The following is a 13,322-nucleotide window of genomic DNA, read 5'->3' as shown; positions in this document are numbered from 1 at the left end:
GAGGTCCGCGGCCCGCTCGCACGGCGGCCGGCTCAGTGCTGCACGGGACAGCCGTTCGAGCCGCCGCGCACCGGAGCGTCGGTGTCGTGCCGGGTGCCGAGCAGCCAGTACGCCTCTTCCGCCGCCCGCCACAGCTCCGGGAACAGCGTCAGCTGGGAGCGGGCCTCCAGCGTGGCCAGGGACCGGCCGCCCAGGCTCTGCGGCAGCTCGGCCGCCTCGTCCTCGGCCGTCTCCTTGCGCAGGCCGGGCTGCCCGCCCAGCTGCGACCAGACCATGATCAGGTGGTGCTGCTTCCAGCCGAGGACGCTGCCGTCCAGCCGCAGCATCGCCTCGCGGACCAGGGCCAGGGACTGGGCCTGCGGGGAGGCCGGGCCGGTGTAGCCGTCGTCCTGCCGGGCGATCACGTCCTGCAGGGAGAGCCCGGCGCGCTCCACCGCCTGCTCGTACGCCTTCCACACCGGGCGGGCCAGCCGCCGCAGGTTGCGGTAGCCGGGCGAGTCCAGGCCGGTGGCGTCCTCGGGCAGGGCGTTGCGCATCATCAGCAGGGCGTGCTGCGGCAGGTGCTCGGTGAGCAGCCGCACCGCCTGCACGGTGATCTCGCTGAGCGCGGTGGCCCGGTCGAACAGCCGTACCGCCTGCGGGTGGCGGTCGTGGTCCAGGTGGGTGAGGGCCCGGCGCAGCTCGTAGTGCATCTGCACCCAGGCGTACTCGGTGATCAGGTGGGCGACCTGGAAGAACCGCTGGTCGGGGTGTTCGGTCTCGCTCTCGGGGACCAGGGCGCCGAGGGCCTCGGTGAGGTTCAGGACGCTCTCGTAGTTGCTGCCCCGGTTGAAGTCGTACGACAGCAGGGCGTTGGTCTCGTCCGGGTTCAGCGAGCGCTTCACCGTGTCTCCCCCTTGGTGAACTCGATCAGCCAGTGGCCGGGCAGCTCGAACCTCCTGGCGTCCGTGAGGGTGAGCCCCACCGCGCCGCCGAGGGCGCGCAGGTCCTCCTGGCTGCGCTCCCGGCCGCCGAGGAGCACCAGCATCAGCAGGTCGGCGTAGCTCGCCATCACCGGATCCTTGCCGCTGTCCAGCAGCCGCTCCACGACCACGACCCGTCCGCCCGGTGCGAGGGCCTCGGCGCAGCGGCCGAGGATGCGGCCGGCGTCGCGGTCGCTCCAGTTGTGCAGGGTGTTGGCGATCAGGTAGACGTCGCCGCCGGCCGGCATCGGCTCGAAGAAGCTGCCCGCTACCAGCTCGCAGCGGTCGGCCACCGGGGTGGTCGTCCCCCTGGCTTCCTCGATGACGCTCTCGAGCTCCAGCAGGGTGCCCCGCAGCGACGGGTGTTCGGTGAGCAGCTTCAGCAGCAGGGAGCCGTTGCCGCCGCCGACGTCGACGACGTGCCCGACGGACGCCCAGTCGTAGATGCGGGCCAGTTCGGGGACGAGCCGGCCGGCGATGCGGGCGATGCCCGCGTTGAAGGACTTCTCGATGTCGGGGTGGGCCGCGAGGTCCGCCCAGAAGGGCCGTCCGTGCGCCTGCTCGTACACCGGCTCACCGGTGCGCACGGCGTCCATGAGGCGGGCGATCGCCGGTTCGAAACGTGCCTCCATCGCCCGGCTGGGGTCCTCGTAGTCCAGCCAGCGGCGCAGGTTGCTCGGGTGGTCGCCGAGCAGCACCCGGCCCACGTCCGTCAGCTCGTAGGTCTTGCCCCCGCCCTGAGGGGCCTCGGTTTCCGTGAAGAGGCCGAGGAGGCTGACGTAGTGCAGGACGCGGCCCAGGGACTGCTCGTCGGTGCCGGTCTCGGCGGCCAGGGCCGCCGCGGTCCGGTGCCCCTGCTCGACCAGGTCGGGCAGGCGGAGGGTCGCGGTCACGCGCACGGCGGTGGGGGTGAACCCGGAGCCCAGCGCGAGGATCGTGTTCAACGGGTCGTGACGGAACACGCAATTGCTCCTTGTCGTTCTGTTCAGCTTTTTCGCCGGGCGTGCCGGAGGAGATCACCGGGCGGTTCAGTGCGTTTTCTCGAGGGCGTCGAGGGCGTCGAGGAATCGGATCAGATCCTCTTGGCTGCCGAGCGACGTGCGCAGGTATCCGGGGAATCCGAACAGCCCCGCATTGCGAACGAGAATGCCGAAATCGGCGGCGAGCCGGTCCTGTGCCGACGCGCAGTCCCGGGCCGCGACGGCGACGAAGTTGGTCGTGGAGGGCAGGTGGGCGCGTCCGCGGCGGTCCAGTTCGGCGGTGAACCAGCGGCGCCGTTCGGCGGTGGCCCGGCGCACCCCGTCGAGGAAGTCCCGGTCGCCGAGGGCGGCGGCCGCCGCCGCCTGCGCGAGCCGGTTGACGCTGAACGGCAGGGCGCGCAGCGTCTGGCGCAGCGGGGCGATCAGCGCGGGCGGGCCCACGGCGTAGCCGATGCGCAGCCCGGCCAGGCCGTAGGCCTTGGAGAAGGTGCGCAGCGCCAGGACGGGCGCCCCCGTGTCCAGCAGGTCGCGGGTCTGCGGGGTGGCCGGCGCGGCGAACTCCATGTAGGCCTCGTCGAACACCAGCGGGACCCCGCCGCGCCGGGAGGCGTCGGCCAGTGCGGCCAGTTCCTCGCGGGTGTGGGCGGCGCCGCTGGGGTTGTGCGGGTTGCACAGGTAGCCGATCCCGTGCTCGGGCAGCCGTGCGGCGAACGCGTCCACGTCGACGTCCGTGCCGGTGAGCGGCACGGCGGTGCAGCCGCGCCGGGTCAGCTCCAGGCAGGTGCGGTACCCCGGGAAGGTGCCGTCGGTGACGAGGCCGGGGCGGTCGCGGTCGCCGAGGGCGAGGGCGGTGGCCAGGACGAGTTCGTCACTGCCGTTGGCGACCGCGATGTGGTCCGGGCCGACGTCCCAGTGCTCGGCGAGCGCGTGGACCAGGGCGTGGCGCTCGGGGTCGGGGTAGACGTTGACCCGCTCCAGTTCGCGCTCCGCCGCCTCCAGGGCCGCCTTGCTGGCGCCGTGGGGGCTCTCGCTGAGGTGGAGGCGGATCAGGTCGTCGGCCCCGGGGATGCTCGCGTTGAACGTCCCCGCGGGAGCGGCGGGCGCCGCGTCCCCGGCGGCGGGAGGCCGGGTCACAGACGGTCCCCCAGCAGGACGCCGAAGCAGTAGCTGCCGACCTCGGCCTCCAGGGTCAGGAAGCAGTGCTCGCCGCCTGCCGGGATGCGCATCACCGCCGGGGAGACCAGTTCGTATGTCTCGCCGTCGAGCCGGACCTCGATGCGGGCGCCGCCCTTGTTCGGGGACACCAGCAGGTACAGCTCGTCCACCGGGTGGGTGTGCGGCGCCGCGACGGGCTTGCCGACCAGGGCGCTGAGTTCGCCGCCGGCGAGCTGCACGGGCAGGCCGCCGAACATGTCGGCGGTCAGGTAGAACGGGGCGGGCTGGTGGTGGCCGGCCACGGCCAGGGGGATGGGCAGGTCCTCGACGATCTCGGCCTCGCCCGGACGTCGCTCGCTCATCACTGCGCCTCCAGGACGAAGAGGTAGGTGTGGGGCGCGCCGAAGGGGATGGTCCGGCGCAGGTGCAGGCCGCCTTCGCGGAAGAGGTCCTCGTACTCCTCGCGCGTGTAGATCGGCACGCCCATGAGGGCGTGCGCCAGCTCGAAGCCGCTGGAGAAGACCGGCAGGGCGCCGTCCCCGGAGCGCGGGCGGACGGTGGTGTCGCCGAGCAGGAAGGTGTGCGCGTTGGGGAACGCCTTGCGCAGCGCCGGGATGACGTCCATGCGGGTGCTCGGGTCCACCAGCAGGTCGTGCAGGAACATGAAGCTCATCGCGATGTCGACCCGGTCGGCGCCCTCGATGCGGCGGCCGCGGAAGAGGACGTCGAGGACGTCGGCGCAGATGGGCTGGACGCGGTCGGTCAGGCCGTGGCGTTCGACGGTGCCGGCGGCCAGCTCGGTGGCGGAGGCGCTGATGTCCAGCCCCAGCCCGCGGGCGCCGGGGCGCGACTTGACGAGGCGGCTCACCCGCTCGCTGATGCCGCTGCCGAGGTCGGCGATGACGGAGAAGTCGAGTTCGGCGACCTGCTCGTCGAGGATGTGCCGCATCAGCGCCAGATCGGCCTGGGCGGAGCCGAGCGCCACCATGGCCTCGTCGCGCAGGACGTCCTGGCCGAAGACGCGGTCCCCGCGTGCGAGGGACGCGGCGCTCGCGAACACGTCGTGGTATCCGCCGACCCCCCAGGTGAAGAACCCTATTTTCTCCCTGAGGTCGCTCCACGCCGGTGTGGGCGTCACCCGGTCGCCGGTCACGACGAGATACCCGAACGCCTCCGCGGCGGACAGCAGCCGACGGAAAACGGTTTCTCGCAGGTGGTGCGTCCGGCAGTACTCCGGGACGTCGAGTCGGCCGGCGTCGTCGAACCAGGTGAAGACACCCAGTTGCGCGAGGGCGAAGACGACGTTCGTGGAAATGAATCCGTTGAACGCGGTGTCGGCGTCGAGCGGGGTTTTCGCGTCTCCGCGCCAGTCCGCGGGGAGGACGACGCTTTCCCCTGCCTCTTGGATGCCGTCGCGGGAAACGGGAGCAGTCACAAGAAAGCCTTCCTACTTCAGTCGATGCCGACGACATCGCGGTCCGTGCCGACGACTTTCCGGTCTTCTCGCGGACCGGTCACGCGAGGGGGGATGTGGCGGCGACACGTTCCACCGCGGCCGCGAGTTCACGCACGGTGGGGTGATCGAAGAACAGCCGGTTGGGCAGGCGCACGCCGAGATCGCGGCGGAGCCGGAGGAGCACCTGCGCGGCTTTCAGGGAATGGCCACCCGCTTCCAGGAAAGGGGTGTCGTCATCGAAGTCGTCATGACCGAGGACCTCGATCCATGCGGCTCTGACCTGCTGTGTCATCGTCCCGGCCGGCAGGGGGACGGACGCTGCGGAATGCGTTGCGGAATGCGCTGCGGAACGCGCTTCTGGGCGTGTCTTCACACCGTCGTCGGTCAAAAGGGATTCCCCCGTGTCATTACGGCTGACGGTTTGTGGCCTCGGTACGGCGCAGCCGCGGAACGGCAGCGCACACGGGCACGACTGCTTGGACTTTCTGTTGGTGATCCCCCGTGGAAAGGACGCACAACCGGTGGATCAGAACGGTTCGGTCCCTGAATCAATTGCTCACCGTGACGGCCAGATTGCCGTCGTCGGAGCGTAGGCAGCAGGCATCGAGCCAGTCAAGGGTCGGTTGTCGGCCACACCCTCCCGCCGGCCTGGACCAACACATCCACGCATCATGTCAACCGCCTGCGCAAGGCATGTGCACCGGCCAGTCCCTTGGCTGAAAAGCACGTTGACGGCCGAAAGTTGACGCCCATACAGTCGGTGCGTCGATTGTGAACGCGGTATTTCAGGACTGCGCCGGATGAGAGTGTGATCCGGCGCGACAGGGGGAATCATGTACGCCGCTACGGGGGACCACGCACAGGCCGGTCGCCCCGGCCGGCGCAACAGCGGAGTCACTTCCGAACTCCGCTGAACAATCACGATACGTTCGGCCGGCTGACCCGCCGCCGTTTTCCTTTCGGGGCCGTGATCGGCCTCCGTTCCGGTTCCACTTTTCCTTCATCCGGCGTCCCCTTCGGCCGACCGCGCCACGCGGCCGGCCCGCGGCCGCCGGTGTTCTCACGAGACGCACCGAGGAACGTGTTGAGGCATGCGATTCTGGGCGCCGGAGGAGTCGGGCTCGCCCTGGGGGCGGCCCTGTCCCGCGGCGGCCACGACGTCACCCTGGTGATGCGGGAGTCCGCTCTGGCCCGCTACCGCGGCGTGATCGACGTCCGCAGCGCGCTGCGCGGCGACCACTGCGCGCCGGCCCGTGCGGTCGGCCGGCTCGAGGAGCCCGTCGACGTCCTCTGGGTGACCGTGAAGGCGCCCGCGCTGGAGGCCGCCCTGGCGCGGACCGACCCGGCGCAGCCGCCGGGCGCGGTGGTGCCGCTGCTCAACGGGCTGGACCATCCCCGCGTGCTGCGGGAACGGTTCGGGCCCCGCCAGATCGTCGGCGCCGTCCGCATCGAGGCGGAGCGGACGGGACCGGGCCGGGTGACGTGGAACTCGCTGTTCGCCGAGGTCGCGCTGGCGGCCGACGCCGGTCCGCCCGCCGCCCCCGGCTCCGGCTCCGGCTCCGGCTCCGGCGCACCGGACGCCGCCGCGTTCGCCGGCGTCACCGCGGCCCTCGCGGACGCGGGGATCGGCTGCACGGCCGAACCGGATGCGGCGAGCGTCCTGTGGCGCAAGCTGGTCCTGCTGCTGCCGCTGGCCCTGGCCACCACCGCGGCCGACGGCCCCCTCGGCGTCGTCCGCCGCCGGCCCGAGCTGCTCACGCTGCTGCACCGGGCCGCGCACGAGGCGGCGGCCGTCGCGGCGGCCGAGGACGTCGCCGTGGACGAGCCGGCCCTGCTGCACACCCTCGGCACGCTGCCCGGACGGACGGACACCTCACTGCACCGGGACGTGGCCGCCGGAGTCCGGCCGACCGAACTCGCCGCGCTCACCGCGCCGGTGCTGCGCCGCGCCCACGACCGGGACGTGCCCGTGCCGGCGATCACCGAGCTGGCGCGCCGCGCGGCGGAGCGGGAACGGCCGGCCGGGGCTCCTGCACCGCACTGATCCACCTACAGCAAGGAGAGACGTGATGACTGTCGGTTCGGGCGAGAAGCAGGCCGAGACCCTGGAAGCGACGCTGAAGGAGATCCTCGTGGAGGACCTCTTCCTCGACGTGCCCGTGGACGGCATCGGGGACGACGACGGTCTGCAGGACGTCCTGGGCCTGGACTCCCTCGGTTTCGTGGAGCTGCGCGCCCAGTGCGAGCAGCGCTTCGGTGTGAGGATCACGGACGCCGCGTTCACGCCGGTCCACTTCCGCTCCGTGCGCACGGTGGCCGACCTGGTGCGCACCCTGCGCGCGGACACCGCCGGCGAGCACGTGGCGGTCCCCAAGTGAGGGAACCCGCCACGTCCGAGCAGCTCGACGTGTGGCTCGCCTGCCAGCGCGAGCCGGAGTCCGACCGCTACAACGTCACGGTCGACCTGGAGTTCACCCCCGGCGTCGACGTGCCGGCGCTGCGGGCCGCCCTCGGCGACGTGCTGCACGCCCACCCGGCGCTGCGCAGCGCGTTCTCCACCGAGGACGGCGAGCTGTGGCGCACGGTCGGCCGGGCCGCTCCGCCGGCGTTCGTCGGGATACGGCTGCCCGGCCGCTACGACCGTGCCGAGGCCCTCGCCCGGGCGGTCGTCGCCGGCCGCGCCCCGTTCGACCTCGCCACCGCGCCGCTGCTGCGGGCGACCCTGCTGACCGGGGACGGCGGCGCCCTGCTCGCCCTGACGATGCACCACATCGTCTCGGACGGCTGGTCCAGCCGGATCCTCGCCGAGGACCTGGTGGCGGCGTACCGTTCGCGGGCGGCCGGCGGGCCGGGCCTCGCCCCGCGCCCCGCGCCGGACGCGGACGCGGGTGCGGACGCCGTCGCCGCCCCCGACGACCGGGCCGACGCGGAGGCGGAGGCGGAGGAGTACTGGGCCTCCGTCCTGCGCGACGCCCCCGCCTCCCTCGCGCCCCCGCACGACCTGGTGCCCGAGGACGGTTTCCCCGGCCCCTCCGGCCGGGTGGAGGTGCTGCTGCCCGAGGAGGTGACCAGGGGCGTCCAGGCGCTGGCCGCGGCCGGGCGCGGCTCCCCCGCCGTGGTGGTGCTGGCGGCCTGGTCGGTGCTGCTGCACGCGTGGGCCGGGGAGCCGGAGGGCACCCTCGGCATGGTCTTCGCCGGCCGCCGGGACGCCGACGCCGAGCGCGTCGACCTGTTCAGCCGGGTGCTGCCGATGCGCGACCGGCTGGACGCCGAGGACCGCTTCCGGGACGTGGCGGCCCGGCTGCGCGAGCAGATGCTCGACGCGATGGAACACGCCCACCTGCCGATGCGGCGGCTGCGGGAGATCCGCAGCGAGCAGGCGGACGGCCGGGGCGTGGAGCGCACGGCCTTCATGTACACGCCCGCCTACGAGGACGAGTGGCGGGCCGGCGGGGTGACCGTACGCCGCTTCGACCACCCGGACGAGACCACGAAGTACGCCTTCTCGGTCAACGTGCTGGAGAGCGCGGCCGGCACCCGCCTGTGCGTCTACTACGACACCGCCCGCTACCGCCCCGCCACCGCCCGGCTGTTCGCCGAGGAGCTGGGCGAGCTGCTGGCCCGCGCGGTGGCGGCCCCCGACAGCACCTGCGGCGACCTGCTCGCCGCGTGCGACCCCGGCCTGTCCGGGGTGGCCGCGCACGGCGCACCCGTCGCGGCGCCGGCGCCCGGCATCCCCGAACTGGTGCTGCGGCAGGCGGCCGACCGGCCGGACGCCGTCGCCGTACGCCACGGCGACCGCGTCCTCACCTACGGCGAACTCGGCGCCCGCGCCGGGGAGCTGGCCGGCTGGCTGCACCAGCGGGGGGTGCGGCCCGGCGACACCGTGGCCCTGCTGCTCGCCCCCGGCGTCGACACCCCGCTGTTCTGGCTGGCGAGCGCCCTGGCCGGGGCCGCCTACCTGCCGCTCGACCCGGCCTACCCCGAGGCCCAGCTCCAGCTGATCGTGGACGACGCCCGCCCGGCCGTCCTCGTCGCCGACGCCGACTGCGGGCACGCGCTGGACGTGCCGGAGGGCACCGCCGTGCCCCTGGGCGAGGTGCCGGCGCAGGCGCGCGGCCTGTCCGCGCCGCAGGTGCCGTACGACGACGCGGCGACCCTGTGCGTGCTCTACACCTCCGGGACGACGGGCCGGCCCAAGGGCGTCGTGCTGCCGCACCGCGGGCTGTCCCGGCTGTTTCGGCGGCCCGACTTCATCCCGCTGGACGAGACGGACGTGGTGGCGCAGCTGTGCCCGCTCAACTTCGACGGCGCCAGCTACGAGATCTGGGGGGCGCTCACGCACGGCGCCGAACTGGTCGTCCTCGACAAGCACCTGGTGCTCAGCCCCCGTGAGATGCGGACGGTGGTCCGTGAGCGCGGGGTGACGACGCTGCTCGTGACGACGCCGCTGCTCAACCGGATCGTGGAGGACGCCCCGGACACGCTCCAGTCGCTGCGGCGCGTCTACTTCGGCGGCGAGCTGATCTCGGTGCCGCACATGCGCCGCGCGCTGCGCTGGAGCCGTCCCGGTGTGCTGCTGCACAGCTACGGCCCGACCGAGAACTCCTTCACCTCGACCTGGTTCGCGATCACCGAACTCGCCGCGGACGCCCGCACCGTCCCCATCGGCCGTCCGGTGCCCGGCACCGAGGTGCGGGTGGTGGAGGAGGGCGGTACCCGGCCGGTGCCGCGCGGGGTGCCCGGCGAACTCCTGCTGGGCGGGGTGGGGCTGGCCGACGGGTACCTGAACGCGCCGGAGCTGACCGCCGACCGCTTCGTCACCGTCGGCGGCACCCGGCTGTACCGGACCGGCGACCGGGTGCGGTGGACACCGGAGGGCCTGCTGGAGTTCATCGGCCGCAAGGACAACCAGGTCAAGATCCGCAGCCAGCGCGTCGAGCTCGGCGAGGTGGAAGCCGTGCTGGACGCCCATCCGGCCGTCGAGTCGGTCTTCGTCACCACCCGGGTCAACCGGCGCGGCGAGAAGGAGATCGTCGCCTACGCGGTCGCGGGGCCCGGCACGGACGCCGACGAGATCGGCCGGCACGCCAAGCTGCGGCTGCCCGCCTTCGCGGTGCCGAGCCACCTGGTGCTGGTCGACGCGCTGCCGCTCACCCCGACCGGCAAGATCGACCGTCGCCGGCTGCCGGACGTCGACCGGGGGACGGCGGACCGGGAGCCCTCCGGTGACGCGCCGGCGCACGCCGTCGCCCCGGCTGCCGCCCCGCGGTCCGGGCTGGACGGCGTGCGGGCCGCCTGGCGGGCGGTGCTGGAGCACGACGGCTTCGGGGACGACCGCAACTTCTTCGACGCGGGCGGCCATTCGCTGCTGCTGGTCAGGCTGCGCGAGCAGCTGCGGCTCACGACCGGCGCCGACGTCCCGGTCATCGACCTGCTGCGGCATGTCACGGTCCGGGAGCAGGCCCGGCTGATCGCCGCGGCCCACCGGCCGGCGGCCGCCGGGCCGGGCTCCCCGTCCGTACCCAGACGGCGCACGCCGCGGACGCCGTCGGCGCACCGGGCACCGGAGCGCGGGACGGCGGCGGAGCGCGGGACGGCGGCGGAGCGCGGGACGGCGGCGGAGCGCGGGACGGCGGCGGACGGGGCGGTCGCCCACGTCCTCGCCCTCTCCGCGGTCACCGCCGAGGCCCTCTGCGCGGCCCGGGAGCGGCTGGCCGGGTATCTGGAGGCGAGGCCCGAGGCGGACCTGCGGGATGTCGCGCACACCCTGGACCGGGGCCGGGAGCGGTTCGCGCACCGGTTCGCGGTGGTGGCGGCCGACCGGGAGCAGGCGGTGCGGGCCCTGCGCGACACCGGCGGCCACCCGGCCGCGCCGCCGGTCCCGGGACCGGCGCCCGCCGTGGTGTTCGCCTTCACGGACGCCGCCGCGGGCACCGCCGGCGCGAGTGCCGCCGACGCGCACATCCGCCAGGTGCGCCTCGCCGGACGGCTCGCCCGTCGGGGCGTGACCCCGGCGGCGGTGTTCGGCGCCGGACCGGGCCGGATCGCGGCCGCCGTGGTGAGCGGCGCCCTCGGGGCGGAGGAAGGCCGCCGCCTCGCGGCCGGCGGCTCCGGGGCCGTCCCCCTGCCCGGCCGCCCCACCGTGCTGTGGAGCACCGCGCTCGGGCCGGTCGCGCCCGACGGCCCCGCCCCGCAGCGCGAGCACCTCACCGCCGAGGCCGAGCCCGCCAAGCTGCTCCAGGCCGCCCGCGACCGGCTCGGCGAGGTGGCCGTCGTGGACCTGCCCGCGGCGGACCCGGACGACGCGGCCCTGCTGGGGATCCTCGCGGCGCTGTGGTGCCAGGGCGCCGAGGTGCGGCTGAGCCCCGAGGGCCCGGCCCGCCGGCTGCGGCTGCCCGGCCACCCCCTGTCCTGGGCGCACGGCGCCCGCTCCGAGTCGTGAACACCGAAGGAAGGTCCGCATGCCGCAGGTACGTGGCGAAGCAGCGATTCTCGTCGAACCCGGGCGCCTGGAGGTGGCGGAGGTCGCCTTCCGGGAGCTGAGCGAGGACGAGGTCCTGGTCCGCAACACCGTGGCCGCCATCTGCGGCAGCGATGTGCACCGGGTGCGCGCCGAGTCCCCCTTCTTCCGGGACATGCGCGACCACCCCTACCCGTGCCCGGCCGGGTACCCGGGGCACGAGGGCGTCGGCGAGGTGGTGGAGAGCCGGTCGGCGCGGTTCGCTCCGGGCGATCTGGTGCTGACCGTGCCGAACCACGCGTACATGGCGTCGTTCGCCCGCTACCAGACCATCGCCGACCGGTTCCTGCTGCCGCTGAAGGACACCGGCAGGCCGGCCGTGCACCTGATGGCGCAGCAGCTCGGCACGGTGGTCTTCGCGCTGAAGCGGTTCTGGCCGGAGCCGGTGCCGGAGGGCCGCACGGCCGCCGTCGTCGGGGTCGGCTCCGCGGGCCTGCTGTTCCTGCAGCTGCTCAAGCACCGCGGCTTCGAGAAGGTGGTGGCGGTCGACCTGGACGCCGGCCGGCTGGAGGTGGCCCGTTCGGTGGGGGCCGACGCGACCGCGCACGTGCCCGGGCAGAGCGCCGAGGAGGTCGTCATGGAGGTGACCGGCGGCGCGGGCGCCGACCTGGTCGTGGAGGCGGCCGGCACCGACGGGGCGCGCGAGCACGCGCTGCGCATGGTCGGGCAGCAGGGCCGGCTGGGCTTCTTCGGCATGCCCGAGGACTACGACATGCGGATCCCGTACGCCCATCTCTTCGTCCGCAACGCCCACCTGATCCACGCCGTGGGCGGCGCCCAGCTGGAGCCGGGGCTCGCCTCCTTCCGCACGGCGCTGGACCTGATCGGGGACGGTTCGATCCGCGTCGACGACCACATCACCCACACCTTCGACATCAAGAACATCGCCGACGCCTTCGACCTCGCGCACACCCGCGCGGACGGAGTCGTCAAGGTCGCGCTCACCTTCGACTGAGGCAGGGTCCGCATGTCAGAACTCTCCAAGCGCTCCGATCCGGTCGCGGTCGTCGGCGTGGGCGGCCGTTTCGCCGAGGCGCCCGACGTCGAGGCGTTCTGGGACAACCTCGTCGCGGGCCGCGACTGCTTCCGGCGGGAGCCGGTGCCGGTCGTGGAGGACCTGGGCGGCGGCCGGCTGCGGGTCCACTCCTGGGGCGTGGCGCCGCACCGGGACGCCTACGACAGCGCGCTCGTCGGCGTCGAGGGCCTGGACCCGCAGCACGGCATGCTCCAGGAGTCGCTGTGGCAGGCGGCGGAGGACGCCGGGGTGCGGCTGTCGGCGATCGCCGGCCGGACCGCCGTGTACGCCGGCTGCGCCCGCACCAAGCACGTGCCGCGGGCCGCCTTCGACGACGTGGTGCACGTCGACCCGACGTTCGCCGGGCCCTACTTCTCCTATCTGCAGGACCTGTGGGGCGAGTCGCTGATGCTGGACTCGGCGTGCGCCACCTCGGCCGTCGCCGTGCATCTGGCCTGCCAGAGCCTGCGGCTGCACGCCTGTGACTACGCCCTGGCCGGGGCGGTGGCCGTGCAGGAGGACGCCGACGGCTCGTACGTGCGCACCCCGCGCAGCATCTACTCCACCGAGGGGATCGTGCGCCCCTTCGACCGCCGGCACAACGGTGTGGTACCGGGCGACGGCTCCGGAGCCGTGCTGCTGCGCCGGCTGGAGGACGCGCTCCGCGACGGCGACCCGGTCTACGCCGTCATCCGCGGCAGCGCCGTCACCAACGACGGCCGCGCCAAGCCCGGTTTCGTGATCCCCGGGGTCGACGGCAAGGTCCGCGCGGTACGCCGGGCCCTGGAGGCCGCGGGGCTGACCGGGGCGGACGTCGACTACGTCGAGACGCACGGGGTCGGCATCCCGCTGAACGACCAGATCGAGGCGACCGCCCTGATCGAGGCGCTCGGCACCGAGGGCGAACCGGTGGCCGTCGGCTCCGTGAAGGCCTCCGTCGGCCACTGCGACACCGCGGCGGGCATGGCGGCCCTGATCAAGACCTGTCTCGCGCTGGACCGCGGCTTCCTGCCCGCGACGCCCAACACCGCGGACCCCATCGAGGAGTTCACCGGGCGCGGCGCGCGCTTCGGGATCCTCCCCGAGGGCCGTCCCTGGCCCGTGAACGGCCGCCCCCGCACGGCCGGCCTGATGTCGGCCGGCGTGGGCGGCACCAACGCCTTCCTCGTCCTCGAGGAAGCCCCGTCCGCCTGACCGTCCGCCAGTTCTCCACCGATCACTCATCAGCGAG

The 13,322-nt window shown here is 73.9% G+C and carries 11 protein-coding genes; 5 read left to right on the top strand and 6 right to left on the bottom strand.

Going from position 1 to position 13,322, the window contains the following annotated elements; translation table 11 throughout:
- Positions 1-32 precede the first annotated feature (32 nt).
- The 6 genes from ABZ261_RS14340 to ABZ261_RS14315 all read right to left on the bottom strand — a co-directional run bounded on the left by ABZ261_RS14340 (position 33) and on the right by ABZ261_RS14315 (position 4,941).
- A complete protein-coding gene (locus ABZ261_RS14340) occupies positions 33-884 on the bottom strand; it encodes a hypothetical protein (protein ID WP_356858869.1) in 852 nt (283 codons plus the stop codon).
- Positions 881-1,924 (bottom strand): methyltransferase, encoded by a 1,044-nt coding sequence (locus ABZ261_RS14335; RefSeq protein ID WP_356858867.1) that lies wholly within the window; start codon positions 1,922-1,924, stop codon positions 881-883. Before ABZ261_RS14335 ends, ABZ261_RS14340 begins: the two co-directional genes overlap by 4 nt.
- A 66-nt stretch (positions 1,925-1,990) precedes the next feature.
- Complete coding sequence (locus ABZ261_RS14330; RefSeq protein ID WP_356858865.1) at positions 1,991-3,076, bottom strand: histidinol-phosphate transaminase; 1,086 nt, start codon at positions 3,074-3,076, stop codon at positions 1,991-1,993.
- A complete protein-coding gene (locus tag ABZ261_RS14325) occupies positions 3,073-3,459 on the bottom strand; it encodes a cupin domain-containing protein (protein WP_356858863.1) in 387 nt (128 codons plus the stop codon). The genes ABZ261_RS14330 and ABZ261_RS14325 overlap by 4 nt, the downstream gene beginning before the upstream one ends.
- Positions 3,459-4,532, bottom strand: coding sequence for an SAM-dependent methyltransferase (locus tag ABZ261_RS14320; RefSeq protein ID WP_356858861.1), 1,074 nt, complete (start codon positions 4,530-4,532; stop codon positions 3,459-3,461). The genes ABZ261_RS14325 and ABZ261_RS14320 overlap by 1 nt, the downstream gene beginning before the upstream one ends.
- Positions 4,533-4,611: 79 nt before the next feature.
- Entirely contained in the window at positions 4,612-4,941 is a 330-nt protein-coding gene (locus ABZ261_RS14315) for an acyl carrier protein (RefSeq protein WP_356858859.1), read from the bottom strand.
- A gap of 696 nt (positions 4,942-5,637) precedes the next feature.
- Here ABZ261_RS14315 and ABZ261_RS14310 point away from each other — a divergent pair.
- From ABZ261_RS14310 to ABZ261_RS14290, 5 genes are read left to right on the top strand one after another with little or no spacing between them, the layout of a single operon-like run.
- Positions 5,638-6,597 (top strand): 2-dehydropantoate 2-reductase, encoded by a 960-nt coding sequence (locus ABZ261_RS14310; RefSeq protein ID WP_356858857.1) that lies wholly within the window; start codon positions 5,638-5,640, stop codon positions 6,595-6,597.
- Positions 6,598-6,622: 25 nt separating this feature from the next.
- Positions 6,623-6,931: a phosphopantetheine-binding protein gene (locus ABZ261_RS14305; RefSeq protein ID WP_356858855.1), complete on the top strand. Its 309-nt coding sequence runs from the start codon at positions 6,623-6,625 to the stop codon at positions 6,929-6,931.
- Complete coding sequence (locus ABZ261_RS14300; protein WP_356858853.1) at positions 6,928-10,998, top strand: amino acid adenylation domain-containing protein; 4,071 nt, start codon at positions 6,928-6,930, stop codon at positions 10,996-10,998. The genes ABZ261_RS14305 and ABZ261_RS14300 overlap by 4 nt, the downstream gene beginning before the upstream one ends.
- A 19-nt stretch (positions 10,999-11,017) precedes the next feature.
- A complete protein-coding gene (locus ABZ261_RS14295; protein ID WP_356858851.1) occupies positions 11,018-12,031 on the top strand; it encodes a zinc-binding dehydrogenase in 1,014 nt (337 codons plus the stop codon).
- Between the two features lie 12 nt (positions 12,032-12,043).
- The gene (locus ABZ261_RS14290; RefSeq protein ID WP_356858849.1) at positions 12,044-13,285 is read left to right on the top strand and encodes a polyketide synthase; all 1,242 of its coding nucleotides are present in this window, start codon (positions 12,044-12,046) and stop codon (positions 13,283-13,285) included.
- Positions 13,286-13,322: the final 37 nt, after the last annotated feature.

It is taken from the genome of Streptomyces sp. NPDC006193 (assembly GCF_040613915.1).
In the GTDB taxonomy this organism is placed as follows: Bacteria; Actinomycetota; Actinomycetes; order Streptomycetales; family Streptomycetaceae; genus Streptomyces.
This window is presented reverse-complemented; position numbering and strand designations above follow the sequence as displayed.